This is a genomic window from Aquimarina sp. Aq107, assembly GCF_943733665.1.
Taxonomy (GTDB): Bacteria; Bacteroidota; Bacteroidia; order Flavobacteriales; family Flavobacteriaceae; genus Aquimarina.
This window is the reverse complement of sequence record NZ_OX030782.1, coordinates 4,196,847-4,213,123: the sequence shown is the minus strand read 5'-3', so window position 1 is coordinate 4,213,123 and position 16,277 is coordinate 4,196,847. Positions and strand designations below refer to the sequence as shown.

17 protein-coding genes are annotated in these 16,277 nt (G+C 32.6%); 9 read left to right on the top strand and 8 right to left on the bottom strand.

Annotation, left to right across the window (positions count from 1 at the left end; translation table 11 throughout):
- Positions 1–62: 62 nt before the first annotated feature.
- The 6 genes from NMK29_RS18310 (at position 63) to NMK29_RS18285 (ending at position 4,059) form a co-directional block, all read left to right on the top strand.
- Complete coding sequence (locus NMK29_RS18310) at positions 63–557, top strand: phosphoethanolamine transferase domain-containing protein (RefSeq protein ID WP_108802293.1); 495 nt, start codon at positions 63–65, stop codon at positions 555–557.
- Positions 558–559: 2 nt separating this feature from the next.
- Positions 560–1,168: a biopolymer transporter ExbD gene (locus tag NMK29_RS18305; protein ID WP_108802292.1), complete on the top strand. Its 609-nt coding sequence runs from the start codon at positions 560–562 to the stop codon at positions 1,166–1,168.
- 21 nt (positions 1,169–1,189) lie between these two features.
- Positions 1,190–1,672 carry a biopolymer transporter ExbD gene (locus tag NMK29_RS18300; protein WP_108802291.1) on the top strand — a complete coding sequence of 161 codons (483 nt, stop codon included), beginning with the start codon at positions 1,190–1,192 and terminating at the stop codon, positions 1,670–1,672.
- 420 nt (positions 1,673–2,092) lie between these two features.
- Positions 2,093–2,710, top strand: a complete 618-nt coding sequence (locus NMK29_RS18295) for a biopolymer transporter ExbD (RefSeq protein ID WP_108802290.1) — start codon at positions 2,093–2,095, stop codon at positions 2,708–2,710.
- A gap of 20 nt (positions 2,711–2,730) precedes the next feature.
- Positions 2,731–3,210: a biopolymer transporter ExbD gene (locus NMK29_RS18290; RefSeq protein ID WP_108802289.1), complete on the top strand. Its 480-nt coding sequence runs from the start codon at positions 2,731–2,733 to the stop codon at positions 3,208–3,210.
- 114 nt (positions 3,211–3,324) lie between these two features.
- Complete coding sequence (locus NMK29_RS18285; protein ID WP_234424219.1) at positions 3,325–4,059, top strand: porin family protein; 735 nt, start codon at positions 3,325–3,327, stop codon at positions 4,057–4,059.
- Here NMK29_RS18285 and NMK29_RS18280 read toward each other — a convergent pair.
- The 6 genes from NMK29_RS18280 to NMK29_RS18255 form a co-directional block, all read right to left on the bottom strand.
- On the bottom strand, positions 4,054–4,659 hold the full coding sequence (locus tag NMK29_RS18280) for a hypothetical protein (protein ID WP_108802287.1): 606 nt from the start codon (positions 4,657–4,659) through the stop codon (positions 4,054–4,056). The two genes, NMK29_RS18285 and NMK29_RS18280, sit on opposite strands and share 6 nt — an antisense overlap.
- The gene (gene rpoN, locus NMK29_RS18275; protein WP_108802286.1) at positions 4,659–6,119 is read right to left on the bottom strand and encodes an RNA polymerase factor sigma-54; all 1,461 of its coding nucleotides are present in this window, start codon (positions 6,117–6,119) and stop codon (positions 4,659–4,661) included. The genes NMK29_RS18280 and rpoN overlap by 1 nt, the downstream gene beginning before the upstream one ends.
- 210 nt (positions 6,120–6,329) lie before the next feature.
- Positions 6,330–6,968 carry a response regulator transcription factor gene (locus NMK29_RS18270; protein ID WP_027393385.1) on the bottom strand — a complete coding sequence of 213 codons (639 nt, stop codon included), beginning with the start codon at positions 6,966–6,968 and terminating at the stop codon, positions 6,330–6,332.
- 41 nt (positions 6,969–7,009) lie between these two features.
- The gene (locus NMK29_RS18265) at positions 7,010–7,804 is read right to left on the bottom strand and encodes a sensor histidine kinase (protein WP_108802285.1); all 795 of its coding nucleotides are present in this window, start codon (positions 7,802–7,804) and stop codon (positions 7,010–7,012) included.
- Positions 7,777–8,439, bottom strand: coding sequence for a hypothetical protein (locus tag NMK29_RS18260; protein WP_159092126.1), 663 nt, complete (start codon positions 8,437–8,439; stop codon positions 7,777–7,779). The genes NMK29_RS18265 and NMK29_RS18260 overlap by 28 nt, the downstream gene beginning before the upstream one ends.
- A 10-nt stretch (positions 8,440–8,449) precedes the next feature.
- Positions 8,450–9,184 (bottom strand): hypothetical protein, encoded by a 735-nt coding sequence (locus NMK29_RS18255; protein WP_108802283.1) that lies wholly within the window; start codon positions 9,182–9,184, stop codon positions 8,450–8,452.
- Positions 9,185–9,926: 742 nt separating this feature from the next.
- Between NMK29_RS18255 and NMK29_RS18250 the strand changes: the two genes are divergently transcribed.
- Both NMK29_RS18250 and NMK29_RS18245 read left to right on the top strand, forming a co-directional pair.
- Complete coding sequence (locus NMK29_RS18250) at positions 9,927–10,742, top strand: carbohydrate-binding protein (protein WP_108802282.1); 816 nt, start codon at positions 9,927–9,929, stop codon at positions 10,740–10,742.
- 28 nt (positions 10,743–10,770) lie between these two features.
- Positions 10,771–11,625, top strand: coding sequence for a carbohydrate-binding protein (locus tag NMK29_RS18245; protein ID WP_108802281.1), 855 nt, complete (start codon positions 10,771–10,773; stop codon positions 11,623–11,625).
- Between the two features lie 73 nt (positions 11,626–11,698).
- On the opposite strand, the gene NMK29_RS18240 is transcribed toward NMK29_RS18245, so the two are convergent.
- Both NMK29_RS18240 and NMK29_RS18235 read right to left on the bottom strand, forming a co-directional pair.
- A complete protein-coding gene (locus tag NMK29_RS18240) occupies positions 11,699–12,172 on the bottom strand; it encodes a GNAT family N-acetyltransferase (RefSeq protein WP_108802280.1) in 474 nt (157 codons plus the stop codon).
- Positions 12,173–12,177: 5 nt separating this feature from the next.
- Positions 12,178–12,657, bottom strand: coding sequence for a MarR family winged helix-turn-helix transcriptional regulator (locus NMK29_RS18235; protein WP_108802279.1), 480 nt, complete (start codon positions 12,655–12,657; stop codon positions 12,178–12,180).
- Between the two features lie 349 nt (positions 12,658–13,006).
- Between NMK29_RS18235 and NMK29_RS18230 the strand changes: the two genes are divergently transcribed.
- On the top strand, positions 13,007–16,195 hold the full coding sequence (locus NMK29_RS18230) for a DUF5060 domain-containing protein (RefSeq protein WP_108802278.1): 3,189 nt from the start codon (positions 13,007–13,009) through the stop codon (positions 16,193–16,195).
- Positions 16,196–16,277: the final 82 nt, after the last annotated feature.

Below are 16,277 nucleotides of genomic sequence, written 5' to 3'. Positions count from 1 at the left end.
ACATTTATTATTTAATTATATGGTTGTTATGAATAATAACGGCCCAGTAAAAAATTAGTCACATGAAAATTTCAAAAATATTATCATACGTTGTTCTCGCAGTAGGTGCAATAGGTGCTGTATTATTGTTCTTAATGAATGGTAATTTCACAACACTTATGGACAACTATGGTATTACAGAGGCGAAGGATTTGGTGAAAGATACTTCTTCATCAGCTTTTGCAGAAGCTACTTCATTGGTTAGCCCTATGTATAATCTTACTTTAGTAATTTTTGTTATTATTGTAATAGCAACTTTAGTTGCGGTATTTTCAGCATTAGCTAAAAACCCTGCAGGTCTTAAGAAAGCTGGTATAGGAATCGTTGCTTTCTTAGTAGTGATTGGTATAGGATACGTTATGGCTGAAGGAGTTGAAACACCGATGAAAGACGGAGAAGTGCTTTCAGCGAGTGGATCTAAATTAGTAGGAACGGGTATATATGCTTTCTACTTTTTAGCAGCAATAGCTGTCGGTATGATGGCATTATCTGGAGTTAAAAAATTAATAGGTAAATAATTATGGCAAGAAGATCAGCACCTGAGGTTAACGCAGGATCTATGGCGGACATTGCATTTTTACTTCTTATATTCTTTCTGGTTACTACAACCATTGATACGGATAGAGGTATTAGTCGTAAGTTACCACCGCCCTTAGACGAAACCGTTGAGCCTCCAATTCTTAAGCAAAAAAATATTTTTGTAGTAGAATTGAACAAAAATAATGACCTTTTAGTAGAGGAAGCTCCAATGAAGTTGGAGGATTTACGTGCTGCTGCTGTTGCCTTTTTGGATAATGGTGGAGGAAGCGGTGATGAAGCTTGTAGCTACTGTAAAGGAGAAAAAAGTCCGAGTTCTTCGGATAATCCAGAGAAAGCTGTAATCTCTCTACGTAATAACAGAGAAACTAGTTATGGTACTTATATAGCTGTGCAAAATGAATTGGTTGCAGCATATACAGAACTAAGAAATAGAGAAGCAGAGAGACTTTACGGAAAGTCATTTACTCAGATGGAATCAGAACTTAAGGATGTGAATTACTCAGGTAGTAAAGACAGACTTAAGGATCAGATTAAACAGATACAGTTGATGTTTCCTGAAAAGCTTTCTGAAGCAGAACCAAAGAAATAAGTAAAACATAAAAACGTAATTATGTCTAAGTTTAAAAAGAAAAAAGGTGGTGAATTACCCGCTATTTCAACAGCGTCTTTACCAGATATCGTATTTATGTTACTGTTTTTCTTTATGGTTGCAACAGTAATGAGGGAGAATAATCTTAAAATTGAAAATAGATTACCTCAAGCTGATCAGACAGAAAAGTTAGATAAGAAAAACTTAGTAATGTATATTTATGCTGGAAAACCAAGTTCGAGATACGCAGCTAGTGCTGGTACTCAAGCAAGAATTCAGCTTAATGATAAGTTTGCTGAGGTAAGTGATATCAAACCTTTTATTTTAGCTGAAAGAGCTGCCAAAAGGGAAGAGGAAGTTCCTTTTCTGATTACTGCTCTAAAAGTGGATACAGAAACAAATATGGGTCTTGTTGGCGATATTAAAAAAGAATTGAGAGAAGTTCAAGCGCTGAAAATTAACTATACCACAAGACAAGGTGAAGCTACCGGTAATATACAGTAACGGTTAAAGATTTACTTTAATATATTAAAAAAAAACCTGCTCTAGTAGCAGGTTTTTTTTGTTTAATACCTCATAAATTAGCCATTATATTCTTCAAAACCAATACGATCTTCTATGGTTTTACTTGCTATTTATATTTAGGAGTTTATAATTATTTTGATATTCTTCTCTGCTAATACGCTATAGTGGCATAACAATTGTTGCTTATAATGTAACTGTGATCTGCTCATATGATCAATATCTAACCTTCCAAATTGTGATATTGAATTGATAGAAATATACGGTTACAATCTAATTGATGTTTTACATGAATTGCTCTTATGTGATTTTGTAGAGTAGCATTATTGGATTTCCAAATACTTGTCTTTAATAATATCACCTGTGATTTAGTAAGTAATTATTAACTAAATATAAATTATTATGGCTAGAAGATTAGCACCAGAAGTAAACGCAGGGTCCATGGCGGATATCGCCTTTTTATTATTGATCTTTTTTTTAGTAAGTACTACTATTGAGACTGATTATGGTATTAGTAGAAGGTTGCCTCCGCCACCAGAGGATATACAGAGTAATATGCTTATTAAAGAAAAAAATTTGTTTCGAGTAGAGCTAAATCAATTAAATGAATTATTTGTAGAGAAGAAACCTTTGGCTTTAAAAGATCTGAAAACGACAGCAATTGCATTTTTAGATAACGGTGGTGGGGTAGAAGCAGAATATTGTAGCTATTGCAGAGGAGCAAGAGATCCTAAGTCTTCAGACAATCCTGATAAAGCAGTTATATCTCTTGTAAATAGTAGAGAGACGAACTATGAGACTTATATAGCAGTTCAGAATGAACTTATAAGTGCATATGAGGAATTAAGGAATAGGGAGGCTCTTAGGGTCTATGGGATGTCTTTTAAGTTAATGAAAGCATATCTTAAGGATGCTAATTATTCCGGTGATAAAACACTTCTTAAGGATCAAATAAAACAAATTAGGTTAATGTATCCAGAAAAGCTTTCAGAAGCTGAACCAGTTACCGCTTCATTATAATAATTTAAAAACCATTGATTATGTCTATATTTAAAAATAAACAAAAAGCAAGCTTACCAGTAATTTCTACAGCATCTTTACCAGATATTGTTTTTATGTTACTGTTTTTCTTTATGGTTGCGACTGTTATGCGTAAGGATACGTTGATTGTTAAAAATGAATTGCCACATGCGGATCAGGTAGAGAAGTTGGATAAAAAGAATATGGTAATACATATTTATGCAGGAAAACCTAGCTCTAGATATAAAAATATCGGTACCGAAGCTAGAGTTCAGCTTAATGATAAATTTGCTGATATTCGAGAAATCCAGCCTTTTGTTTTGGAGGAGATGAAGTCAAAACCAAAAGAATTGAGACCATATTTAACGACCGCTTTAAAAGTTGATAAGAGTACTAAAATGGGACTTGTAGGTGATATCAAAAATGAGTTAAGATCCGTTCAAATGCTTAAGATAAATTATACCACACAAACTGGTGATGCGATTAAAAATTTAGAATGATGTAGTAAGAAATATTTTATAAGAATTCCATGAGTACTCGTGGAATTCTTATTCTTTTTTAAAAAGTGTCATTATTTCTAAAGAAATAGATTTATTTTAGTGAACTATATGAGTTTGAGGTATAAATATGTTAATAAAGTAGAGCAATTATTGGTAGTTGTGTGTGCTTTTGTTGTTGCTAATTCTGGATATGCGCAAAAGGTCAATACGGTTGGTTTACAAAAAGAAGAAGTGTTAGATTCTTTGTATAGAGAAGATCAATTTTATGCAGGTTTTACTTTTAATTTGCTTTGGAATACTCCTTCTGATATAAGTCAATCAGGATTTTCTGGAGGCTTGCATTTAGGGTATACTAGGGATATGCCAATAAATAAGAAAAGAAATGTAGCTATAGGGTTAGGGTTAGGATATTCTGTAAATACATATGGTCAAAATCTTTTTATAGGTGAAGACTTAGATTCTGGACAAAGTATTTTTAGTAGTCTAGATGATGTTGATTTTGATAAAAATAAATTCGTTACTCATATCGTAGAATCACCATTAGAGTTTAGGTGGAGAACATCTGTGCCGGAAACTCATAAGTTTTGGAGAATTTATACTGGGCTAAGGATTGGTTACCTTTATTATTTTGATGCCAAATTTGAACAACCGGGAAATCGAGTTAGACAAACCAAAATAGATGAATTAAATCGTTGGAGGGTAGGTGCAACCTTTACTTTTGGTTGGAATACATTTAATTTTCATTTTTATTATAGTCTAAACCCTCTATTTAATGACGATGCGAGGATTGGTAACGAAGAAGTTGGGTTAATTACTGCTAAGATAGGTCTGATGTTCTATATTTTATAACCAAAAATTAATTAAAGTCAATTGGGGAATTACACCAATCAGAAAACCTAATGTGAGTTCAAGGTTCGTATGTGCTCTATAATGTAATCTTGATGTAGCTACTAAACCATTGGCAAAAATCATTGCTGCAATAAGAAGTATAAGGTTTGTTTCAAAATGAATGCTTAGCGCAATAGTAAACATGGTTACTGCACCAGAACCAATCATATGTAAACTAGCCTTTATGTCAAAAAACACAATAAAAATTGCTGTTAAAGATGATAATAATGCACCGAGAAAGAAAAAGTATAATTCAGGATAATTATAAGCATCAATAATCATTTTAATTACTAAAAGAAGTATGAATGATTGTAATAGTAAAGGAATCTTGCGTTGCTTTACATCTTCTAGATGGATAGAGGTTACAACACCAATTGTACGAAGAAAGAAATAAAGCACAATTGGGATAAGTATTGTGACCACGACTAGTCCGAAAATTTTAGCTTGAATAATATTTTCTGGAATAAACCTTGGAGCAGTAATAAAATAAATTATTGAGCCTGCTATAGGCATCAATAGAGGGTGAAAAATATAAGAAATACTTTTTAGTAAAAAGTTCATTAAATCTTTTTTCGTAGCCTGGCAACAGGAATATCCAATTGTTCTCTGTACTTAGCTACAGTTCTTCTGGCAATAGGATATCCTTTTTCTTTTAGGATTTTTGCTAGCTTCTCATCAGTTAGCGGTTTTTTCTTGTCTTCTTCTCCTATTGTAATTTCCAGTATTTTTTTAATTTCTCTAGTAGAAACTTCTTCTCCTTGATCATTGGTCATAGATTCAGAGAAAAATTCTTTAATTAATTTAGTTCCGTATGGTGTGTCTACATATTTACTATTAGCTACTCTCGAAACTGTACTTACATCCATATCAATCTCATCCGCAATGTCTTTTAGGATCATAGGTTTAAGATTACGCTCGTCTCCACTTAAGAAATAACTTTGTTGGTAGTGCATTATTGCACTCATTGTTAAAAAAAGTGTTTGCTGTCTCTGTTTAACCGCTTCAATGAACCATTTGGCAGCATCTAATTTTTGCTTTATAAACATAACCGCATCTTTCTGAGATTTTGATTTTTGTTTACTGGCTTTATAGCCTTGAAGCATATTGTTATATTCCCTAGATACGTGTAATTCCGGAGCATTACGACCATTTAGTGTAAGTTCTAGTTCACCTTCTGCAATTCTAATAGTAAAATCTGGAACTACATGTTCAATGAGCTTATTGTTTCCTGCGTAAGCTCCACCTGGTTTAGGATTAAGGTGTTCGATTTCTTCAATTGCTTCTTTTAATAAATCTTCGGTGATGTCAAATTTGGTTAAAAGCTTTTCATAATGCTTTTTACTAAAGTGATCAAAAGATTTTTCTAAGATCATTGTTGCCAATTTGATCGGTATGGTAGTTTCTTTTCTATTAAGTTGGATCAACAAACATTCTTGAAGATTTCTTGCGCCAACACCCGCCGGATCTAATTGATGTACCGTTTTGAAAATACTTTCAATTTTTTCTTCGGTAGTATATACGTTTTGAGTAAAAGCAAGATCATCTAAAATATCAGCTACAGATCTTCTGATATAACCACTTTCGTCAATACTTCCTACTAAAAACTCTGCAATTTCTCGCTCTTCTGTGTCAAATCGATAGGTATTTAATTGATTCACCAAATGTTGATGAAATGATGTTCCTGATGCATATGGAACATTTTTTTCTTCGTCATCAGCACTATAGTTGTTGGAGCTTAATCTATAACTAGGGATTTCATCATCACTAAGATATTCATCTACATTGATGTCGGTTTCTATTTTTTCGTTACCATAATCGTCTTCACCCGTATTTTCGTTGCTAAAGGCATCCTCGTATTCATCAGCTTTTTCCTTACCGCTATCTAGCGCAGGATTCTCTTCCATTTCTTGCTTTAAACGCTGTTCAAAAGCTTGAGTTGGAAGCTGAATTAGCTTCATCAACTGTATTTGTTGAGGAGAAAGTTTTTGAGAAAGTTTAAAATTTAGTTGTTGCTTTAGCATAAAAATGTCAATGTTCTTATACTCACAAAAATAAACAAAATACGGCGTATTTCTGTAGGTAATCGATGGTTAGTTTTCTTAAAAAGATGATAGTTTTATATGTGTTACATAAAACTATTTTATGCAACTGATCAATAAACGCGCCAAAATCGATTTATTACCTTAATCAAGAAGATTTTTTACAATCGTTATAATGATAGATTACAGAAATTACGGAATAAAAATTTTATTCTTTATTGCATAAATTACCAAACCAGTTCTGTTTTTTAAATGTAGTTTTTCAAAAATAGAATCCCGATAGCCTTCTATGGTTTTGGGACTTAGACACATATCACTAGCTATTTCTTTATAAGTCTTTTCCGTGCAGGCGTGTTTAATAAATTCCATTTCACGCTCTTTTAGTACAACTTTGTTTTCTTTTTTAGGATTTAGAGAACCTAGTAATAAATTAGTGACATCTTTGGTGTGATAGAAGCCTGTTTCTTGTACTTCGACTAATGCATTTTCTAAAATACTTTTTTCAGTGTCTTTTAGTAAATATCCTTTGGCACCAGCTCTAAGCATTTTAAGAATTGTTTTTTCATCCTCTTCTACAGAAAGAGCGAGTACATTAACATCTGGATATTCCTCTTTTAACGCAATTGTGGTTTCGATTCCATTCATGATAGGCATGTTGATATCCATAAGCACAATATCTGGGATATTTTTTGGATCTTTTAGTCTCGTGAGTAGTTCGCGTCCGTTTTTACACAGGTACAATATTTTGAATTTAGAAAATCCATTTACTAACCCTGCTAATGCCTGGGATAATAAGATATGATCTTCTACAATAACTACTGAGTATTTCATGGGTATATGTTTTGTGTGAAAAACCTGTTGTTTAGGCTTTATTATAAGTTGTCTTCCTCTTCTGTTTCTATTTTTTTATAATAGTACATCAAGTTAATAGCTGTTCCTTTACCTTTAGCAGATTTTAGGCTAACTTCTGCATTTATTAATTTACCTCTATTTTGCATATTACATAATCCTATACCAGTTTTTTTCTTTGATTTAAGATCTTTCATGTCAAATCCTACGCCATCGTCTTTTGCATCAATGACCAGTTTTTCCTGATCATACCGAACGTTTACATTAAGTTTAGAGGCTTTAGAGTGTTTGATGGTATTACTAAAAAACTCTTGTAATATTCTAAAAATAATTATCTCCGCCTTATCATCTAACGCTCTTACCTCGGTATTACTGCTTAAGGTAGCTTCAATAAATTGTAATCTATTAAAACGTTCTACCTCAAGAGCGATTGCTTCTGTAAGGCTTAAGCTTTTAATAGCATCAGGGTTGATCAATTTAGACAAAGCTCTTAACTCTGTAAGACTCTTAGTGATCGTTTCCGTTACTTCGGGAAGCCTTTTGGGATCTTCTTTAGCCACATCTACTTGTATTTTTGCTAAGGTAAGTAGTTGACCAATATTATCGTGTAGTTCCCAACTGATATTACGCAAAGTTTCTTCTCGTATTTCTATTTGGGTTTCAGCAATAGCTCTTTCAAACTTTTTCTCTGCCTCCTTTTGTTGTAATAATAAACTGTTCTTTCTTCTTTGGAATACCCAAAAAAGTGTTAGAATTAGTATTACCAATACTACAAGTACTGCAGTGGCTATTAATATTGCTGTTTCCTGTTGCTCCATATAAACCCAATAATAAAACAAAAATGCATTATAACTGTTAAAGTGAATATTACTAAAAAATGTATCGTAGCATCGGTCAATTCTAAATAATAATTTCTTAAAATTCTAAAAGGGAGATTCCCTACAAAGTAGATCAATAGTCCAAAACTTATCCAAATGAGCAGATTCTTTTTGGCATGTAGAACCTGCTCTGAATTTAAGATTTCAAAAAAGTACAGTAAAATAGTAATTACTAAAAATATCGCAGCAATTATGTACGGAAACCTTTGATGTTCTATTAAATAATTTTCAAAAAAACCATTAACAACAAAAGTTAAAATGTACAAAATAATAAAAAGTACTGCTGCTTTTTTGTTTTTTTTGTTTTTAAAATGATGTCTGTATAATAATAACAAGTAAGTGAAATTTACTAAGTTGTAAATATTATGAATAATTGCATTTTTAAGATCCAATGATCTTATGTAATACCCTAGTAATTCATTAAATACCACGTACCATAGTAAATAAATAAAATATTTTAATAAAACGGTGTTTTTATATTTATAATAATAGATTGTAGCAAAAATAGCGGTTGTTGTTTCTACTCCAATACCGATTTTCATTAAGATATTTAAAAACTCATTACTTAAACTCATTTTTGTTTTACTATTGTTTTCCCTTTGGAGGTGATCCGGTTAATTCATTAGCAATCAAACTATTTTCTTCATCCTCTAACATTGTGCTAAAGTTAAAAAAGCTTGCTTTCTGCAAATTTCCATCTTTGTCCATTCTACTATCCAGTCCAATTTTTTCAGTTAACAATTCTACGGTAAAATTGTTGTCTAGCGTGTATCCCAAGTGTTCTATGTTTCCTGCAGCATCCTTTACTGCTTTCGTAGGTGCAATGAAAAAAGTTTGTCTATTTGCATATCGTTTGTCTTCTTTATTTCTAATATAATCTTCTGGATATAATGCAAAATAGAATCTAAATCCAGATGGTCGTTCTCTTGCTTTACGCGATTTTATTTTTACATATCGAATATATTCCTCTAAATCATTGATGTCATAAAATAATGATCTAGTTGCCTTAAAAGGATCTCCCGCACCATCTTTTCCTACAACTTCGTTGATTAGATCTTCTCTGTCATTATATAGATGATAAATCTTTTTAGCAAAATCTGATTGGATAATGTTGTTAGGCGTTCTTCCTTTGTCCTCGTCGGCATCTGCTATTTTTGCTTTTAGTTCTTTGATCTCCTTCTCATATGCTTCAATTTTCTTTTTACAAGCTTCTAATTCGGCAGAATTAGTGGTTTGCACGTTGTCTTTACATGATAGTACAAGCACGAATGCAAACGCAATCATCAAGTACTGTTTGATAGGGTTGGTTTGTAGTTTCATTTTTTGATAGGTTTAATAAGTATTTGTGTGATTTTGGTTAAAACCAAAATATTAGTTAGCTAAAACTTAATTTTTGTTAAGCTTTATGAATTTAAAAATACCATTTTAAATAGTTTTAAAAAATTTAGAACGGCTACAATTGTAAATTGAGCTAAAGAAAGTCTTGATTTACAGTGGCTTTGTTGCTTTAAAATGGATGGCGTTTTGTTTTGTCTTTTTGAAAGAAAGGGGGAAAGACCCCTTTGATAAAAAGTGGATTAACTGTTGATTTATTACATTTTTCTCTGGTAGTTTCTTCTAAGAATAGAAGTTAAAAAAGTCTCGCTATGTTGCTGAACACACCTAAGAATAAAGGAGATTTAGAGGTGTGTATTATGAATCATTTATATCCTTACTATAAAGTAGATTTTGTTTGCGTTTTGCCAGCTTTTACAAGATATGGTTACTAAATTTTTTCGAAATTAAAACGAAATATTTTCGATGTCAACAATGATTTTCTCATTTAAAAAGCAAAAATTATCGAACCCGATAATTCCAAAAAAACAAAGCACAAAAAAAAGTTAAAGTTTGATTTTTCCGAAAACGTTTTTCGTTAAAAAAAATGTTAAAAATATCTTCTGAAATTGTTAAGGGAATTTTTCTTCGCTTACTTCATAGTAGCTGCAAAAGCTAAGAACTAAACTTTTCGAAAAGTATTTTTTTGCAATTATCGTCTTAACAACAAAAACTTAAAACCAAAATTATGAGAAAAATTTATGTAGTACTTAGTGTGATTCTAGCTCTATATTCTTGTGCTTCGGATATAGATACTATGAACCTTGAATCAAAATCGATCGAACTATCTTCAAAAAACAGTTCTGAGAATGTAAAACTATTGAGTGCTTGGACAGCTAATAGAAGCAGTCCTGTACATATAAATTATCAAAGGAAGTTTAAAGTAAAGGTCAAAAATTTAGCGTATCAAAAGGAAGTTGCCATTCATCATCTAATGAATGATGGTAATTGGACGGATATTCCTCTTACATATGAACAATCAATTGGAAATGATGAGGAGATTTGGGTTGGAGAGGTTACTCCCGACAATGAAATCTATAGTACAGATTTTGTAGTGAAATATACAGTGAATGGAGAAACATATTGGGATAATAATCAAGGTAAGAATTACAGTATGTTGGTAAATACAGGAGGTTATTTATCATCGGAAACAGAAGTTGAGATAAATCAAAGTTTTACGAGATCCGTGGGAACTTCTTTTGTTATTAATGTAAATGCTAAACGTGATTATGGTGCAGTGGCTACAGCAGAGGTTGTTTACACTACTGATGGTTGGGTAACAAAAAGTACCGTTCCACTAACGTATCAAAGATATTTTAGGGTTGGATATGCGCATTATATTATGAGTCCAAATCAATTTGATGTTGACATTTATAATACATCTATTAGAGTTTCAGATAATGTGCAATCTATTGAATTTGCTGTTGTTTATAAAGTGGATGGAGAAGAATATTGGGATAATAATTATGGAAATAATTACACCTTAAATAAAGTAAATTATTAAACAACTATATAATCACAAATCATTTACAATGAAAAAGTATTTTTATTTATTTATCAGTTTAGTCGTTTTATCTTGTAGCATAGAAGATGATTTTACTGAAAACCAAAAAGACACCATAACTACAAATGATGTCTTTCTTAAAAACACAAATCCTGTAGAACTTATAAAAGCATGGACCACCTATAGTTTCTATAGAGGTTATGAGTCTTATACTAGAAAATTCACGGTCCAAATATCAAATTTGGCGTATGATAAGAGTGTAAATGTATATCATCAAAAATTAGATGGAAGTTGGGATGAAATACCGTTAGAATATGATAGGAGTATAGATAATGGTCAAAATGAGATTTGGTCTGGTACGTATAACTTAGGTGGATATAGTATTGATCAGGTATACGATAAAGAATTTGTTATAAGATATGATGTTAATGGAGCTACTTATTGGGATAATAATTATGGGTCTAATTATTCTATGTCGCGAACAGAAGGTGCTTTTTTTGCGGATGCAGCTCTTAATGTTAGCGTAGATGCTGATTTTGTAAGCTTGTCGTATTCTCCTTATGAAGATCAAAATAGGTTTAGTATTACGGTAGACGTTAGAAATATAGCTCCTAATAAAGAAGTTGGAGTGGTTTATTCTTCTGATGGATGGCAAACCCAAAAGTATTTACCATTGATATACCGACCGTTTTGGTCAAATGGGCCATTTTATACAATACAGAGTCCTAATAATTTTGGAATAGAAAGGTGGCAAGGATATGTAGGATTGGATGCTTCACAAAATCAACTAGAATATGCAGTAGTTTATAGAGTGAATGGGAACGAATATTGGGATAATAATTATGGAGAAAATTATACAATAGCCATAAATTCTAGTAATTAAGTAGAGACGGAGACGTTTATTTAATGAAAAAGTCCGCCTAGCATGTGTGTTTGTAAGGCGGGCTTTATTTCATTTAAAATTTTAATTCCATCTTAATATTGCTTCGTTGGTAAGGAGAATCGTTTTCTAAATCAATCTCTACAAAACCGAATTTTTTATATATGTGAATTGCATTTTTTAGGACAGTGTTAGAGTACAAAAGTATCTTTGTCCAGTGTTGTTTTTTTGCAAAATCTATGCAAAATGACATTAATTTTTGCCCTATTTGTTGCCCCTGAAATTCTGGTGAAACGGCCATTTTACCTAATTCATAGACTCCATTTTGTTTTTTAATGAGCGCAAATGTTCCTGCAATTATAGTATTAGACTTAGCAAAGAAAATATATCCTCCATTTTGGATAATGGTTTCTTCACATCGCTCTAAAAGATCAACGTCGTGAGGTTCTACTACAAAATACTTTTCTAACCAGGCAACATTGAGATCTGCAAAGTCTTTTGAGTATTTTGAGTCAAATGGGATAATTTCTATTTGTCCTTTGGAGTCCATAGTAGTTATTTTATGTTTTCTAATATGCGTTTACTTAAAGGTTTTTCTTTGAACTGATTTTCCATATACGTTAAATGACGAGTTAAACTAATAGAAGACCCTTCGGTAAGCCATTTTACTTGTTTGTCTATAGCATCCCAAACAGGGATGAGCTGTACGTGTGTTTTTTTACCTTTGGAAGATAGTTGAAAAAGTTTTTTTCTTTTATCTTTTTTATCTACTTCAAATTTAATTAAACCCTTTGTTAGAAGCTTTTTTATGGCTTGTGTAATCGCTGGTTGTGTGTATTGTAATTGTTCTTGTATCTCTGAAGTTGTAGTGTTTTTTTGATCCACGATAATTTTAAAAATTGGAAATAAATAAGGGTCAAAATCTATCTGTAATCTATTGTATATAATTTGAGTTTCCTTCATTAAGTATTCACTTAATCTATTTAATCTAGAACCTAGGCCTAATTCTCCAAATTCCTGTAAAGAATCTTTCATAAGTATTTATATAAGTGCTTATGTAAAAATAAACATTTTTTTTGGATTACTAAAAATAAGAAAGGTTTTAAACCTAAAGATGAACAAGTTTTTTAGTTAGGTTTTTCTTAAGAAATAGATTGTTATAAGTTCTATTCGAATAATAATCAAATGTTTACGAATATTTATTTTTTGTTTACGAATACTATTTAGGGGTGGGTTTAGTACACTATAGTGTACTTAATTACGTTATAGTTTAATTACACTTTTTTTGAATATAACTGAGCTTATAACTGAAGATTAGAGTTTTTAAATTCATAAATTTTTCAGAGTCAACTAAAAAGAACTCAAAATTAAAATTAACCACACAATGATTATTTCAACTCAATTAAAACTTATTGCATTATGCGTATTTAGCGCACTTGCTGTCAGCGCCCAAGATCCCCAAGGAGAACTAAAACGTTGGCATAAAATAACATTATCTTTTGAAGGACCTAGCACTTCAGAATCCGCAACTACAAATCCATTTTCGGATTATAGATTGGATGTAACATTTACTAATGGAAGTTTGAGTTATGTAGTTCCAGGTTTTTATGCAGGATGTTCTGATGCTGCGGATTCCAGTTGTGATGCTGGCAATATTTGGCAAGTACATTTTAGTCCTAGTCAAATAGGAACTTGGAATTGGTCTGCCGAATTTGTTACAGGGTCTGATGTGGCTATTAATGCCGGTGGATCTAGTGCCGGATTTATGGATGGAGTAACGGGATCTTTTAACGTAATAGAATCTGATAAATCAGGAAGGGATTTTAGAAGTAAAGACCTAGGAAGGTTAAAATATGTGGGAGAACATTATTTAAAGCATATAGGAACTAATCGAGATAATCCTAATGGTCCTTGGTTTATAAAGGCAGGAGCTGATTCTCCAGAAAATGCATTGAATTATGTAGATTTTGATGCTACGCCTAGTTATAATAATAATTTAAATAAAATAGGTAGCAAAACCTGGCAACCGCATCAACAAGATTATGTTGCTACGGATGCAAGTTCTTATACTTGGGGGAACAATAAGGGGACAGAGATTTTAGGAATGCTTAATTATCTATCGGGGCAAGGAGCTAATGTTATGTCTTTTTTGACTTGGAACTCTAGCGGAGATGGTGGAGCTGTTTTTCCGCATACATTAAAAGTTTCTTTAGAAGAATATGGTAATACCGCCCGAAATCAACAGTGGAGTAAAGTGAACAAAGATCGTTATGATGTTTCAAAAATGGCACAATGGGAGAGAGTGATGGAATATGCTGATAAAAAGGGTATTTATCTACACTTTAAAACGATGGAAACCGAAAATGATAATTTAATGGATGGGAATGATTTTGGAAGAGAAAGAAAATTATATTACCGGGAACTGATTGCTCGTTTTGGACATCATTTAGCACTTAATTGGAACCTTACTGAAGAAACAACACTTACTGATAATGTTGCAAAAAGTACAGCTAGTTACATTAAAGACGTGGATCCTTACGATCACAATATAGTAATACATACATATCCGAATCAACAAGATCAACGATATGATCCGTTACTAGGATCTAGTTCTGAGCTTACAGGAGCATCCATACAGACTAATAAAAGTAATGTGCATAGTGATGTAAGAAGATGGCTTGAAAAATCAAGAAATGCTGGTAAAAAATGGATAGTTGCTAATGATGAACAAGGTAGCGCCGGAGAAGGTATTCGAGTTTCTGACAAAGAAGTAAGAGAAGATGTTTTATGGGCTACGTTAATGGCTGGAGGAACAGGAGTAGAGTATTATAGCGGTTACACAGATGATGATGGAGATATTAATGGAAATGATCACAGGAAACGAGGTAATAAGTATAAAGAAGGAGGATATGCTCTTGATTTCTTCAATAATTATTTACAGCCTTATATGACAGAAATGATAAGTGCAGATGAAATTACTTCTAATGGTAATGATTATGTTTTTGCTAAAGCTGGTGAAGTCTATGCCGTATATCTCCCTGATGGAGGATCTACTAATATTGATTTGCCTTCAGGAACATGGGAAGTACAATGGTATAACCCAAGATCAGGTGGTGATTTAAGTAGTGCAACTACTGTGTCTAGTTCTATTTCTGCACCAGACAATAATGACTGGGTAGCTTTAATTAAGGGAGAATCTGATGGAACAGATTGTAATAATTTACAAAATGTTTCGGCTTCTCAAGATGCATATTTGCAAGGAACTACTTTGTTCAATACTTCAGATTTGAGAGTAGAAAGTGGTAACAGGGTGTCTTATTTACAGTTTGTGGTACCAACCCCATCAGAAACTATCACTGGAGTAAAACTTCAACTTTCTGTAAGTACAGATGGTGGTAATGGACTTATTGAGGTGTATAAAGGAACATCAAATAACTGGACAGAAAGTACATTGTCTAATACCAATAAACCTGAAGAAGGAGCTCTTTTAGGCTCTTTGAATACAACATATAGTGAAGGTCAATCGTATGAATGGAATTTATCTGGAATTAGTGCAGGAGAAACAGTTTCTTTGGTAATTAAACAAACAGGAGGGAATGATGTTTCTTTTTCATCTAAAGAAGGTTCGAATGCTCCAAAACTTGTTTTAGAGTTAGATTGTAATGACGACGGAGGTGGTGGAGATGGAGATGGAAGCAATAGTTGTGTGGCTCTAGAAGAGAACGGAATCGTTGCTGTGGAGGCAGAGCATTTTGAAGGCCAGTCAAAAACTGATAAGCGAAAATGGTATTTTCAAGATGGAACTATTTCTACGCCAACACCAGATCCAGACCCTAGTCACCATGCTTCTGCTAGTGGAGATGGTTACTTAGAAATTTTACCAGATACAAGAGTTACGCATGATGATCCACTAGTTAATGGAGAAAGTTTTTCTAATACGCCTGGTGTGGTTGGTATTTTGGATTACAAAGTGAAGTTTACTACTCCTGGAAGGTATTTTGTATGGGTACGATTATATTCTACTGGATCCGAAGATAATGGAATTCATGTTGGGATTAATGGTACTTGGCCAGCATCAGGACAACGAATGCAGTGGTGTGCTGGAAAGAATCAATGGACTTGGGAAAGTAAACAAAGAACGAATGCTAACCATTGTGGAGAAGCCGAACTAATATATATAGATGTTCCTTCTGCTGGAATACATACTATTTCTTTTTCTATGAGAGAAGATGGAGTAGAGATGGATAAGTTTGTATTATCACAAACTTATACCAAACCTACGGGAACAGGACCGGATGAGGTTTTGGTTGACTGTGCATTATCTGTAGAAGATTTTGATCTTCAGGAGTCTAGTTTATATCCTAATCCGGCTCAGGATATTATTAATATACAAGGACTGACTAAAGGAAAAGCGGCTATTTACGATATTACAGGAAGAAAGGTGATATCCTCCATAGATATTTCAGAATCACAAAACAGCACCATTGATATATCTAGAATTCCTTCTGGGGTTTATTTTATGGTACTTAGAGATGGAAAAAACCAGAATACATTAAAGTTTGTAAAAAAGTAAATTCTTTATAGCGAATTCAAATTATAATATTGTGCGTGTTTAGTTAGTATTTCTGGTTAAATTGCTAACTAAGCACGCACTT

What these genes read in the sequence shown, in the direction of transcription:
- NMK29_RS18310 (WP_108802293.1), top strand. Translation starts at nt 63, where the DNA reads ATGAAAATTTCAAAAATATTATCATACGTTGTTCTCGCAGTAGGTGCA.
- NMK29_RS18305 (WP_108802292.1), top strand. Translation starts at nt 560, where the DNA reads ATGGCAAGAAGATCAGCACCTGAGGTTAACGCAGGATCTATGGCGGAC.
- NMK29_RS18300 (WP_108802291.1), top strand. Translation starts at nt 1,190, where the DNA reads ATGTCTAAGTTTAAAAAGAAAAAAGGTGGTGAATTACCCGCTATTTCA.
- NMK29_RS18295 (WP_108802290.1), top strand. Translation starts at nt 2,093, where the DNA reads ATGGCTAGAAGATTAGCACCAGAAGTAAACGCAGGGTCCATGGCGGAT.
- NMK29_RS18290 (WP_108802289.1), top strand. Translation starts at nt 2,731, where the DNA reads ATGTCTATATTTAAAAATAAACAAAAAGCAAGCTTACCAGTAATTTCT.
- NMK29_RS18280 (WP_108802287.1), bottom strand. Translation starts at nt 4,659, where the DNA reads ATGAACTTTTTACTAAAAAGTATTTCTTATATTTTTCACCCTCTATTG.
- rpoN (WP_108802286.1), bottom strand. Translation starts at nt 6,119, where the DNA reads ATGCTAAAGCAACAACTAAATTTTAAACTTTCTCAAAAACTTTCTCCT.
- NMK29_RS18270 (WP_027393385.1), bottom strand. Translation starts at nt 6,968, where the DNA reads ATGAAATACTCAGTAGTTATTGTAGAAGATCATATCTTATTATCCCAG.
- NMK29_RS18265 (WP_108802285.1), bottom strand. Translation starts at nt 7,804, where the DNA reads ATGGAGCAACAGGAAACAGCAATATTAATAGCCACTGCAGTACTTGTA.
- NMK29_RS18260 (WP_159092126.1), bottom strand. Translation starts at nt 8,439, where the DNA reads ATGAGTTTAAGTAATGAGTTTTTAAATATCTTAATGAAAATCGGTATT.
- NMK29_RS18255 (WP_108802283.1), bottom strand. Translation starts at nt 9,184, where the DNA reads ATGAAACTACAAACCAACCCTATCAAACAGTACTTGATGATTGCGTTT.
- NMK29_RS18250 (WP_108802282.1), top strand. Translation starts at nt 9,927, where the DNA reads ATGAGAAAAATTTATGTAGTACTTAGTGTGATTCTAGCTCTATATTCT.
- NMK29_RS18245 (WP_108802281.1), top strand. Translation starts at nt 10,771, where the DNA reads ATGAAAAAGTATTTTTATTTATTTATCAGTTTAGTCGTTTTATCTTGT.
- NMK29_RS18240 (WP_108802280.1), bottom strand. Translation starts at nt 12,172, where the DNA reads ATGGACTCCAAAGGACAAATAGAAATTATCCCATTTGACTCAAAATAC.
- NMK29_RS18235 (WP_108802279.1), bottom strand. Translation starts at nt 12,657, where the DNA reads ATGAAAGATTCTTTACAGGAATTTGGAGAATTAGGCCTAGGTTCTAGA.
- NMK29_RS18230 (WP_108802278.1), top strand. Translation starts at nt 13,007, where the DNA reads ATGATTATTTCAACTCAATTAAAACTTATTGCATTATGCGTATTTAGC.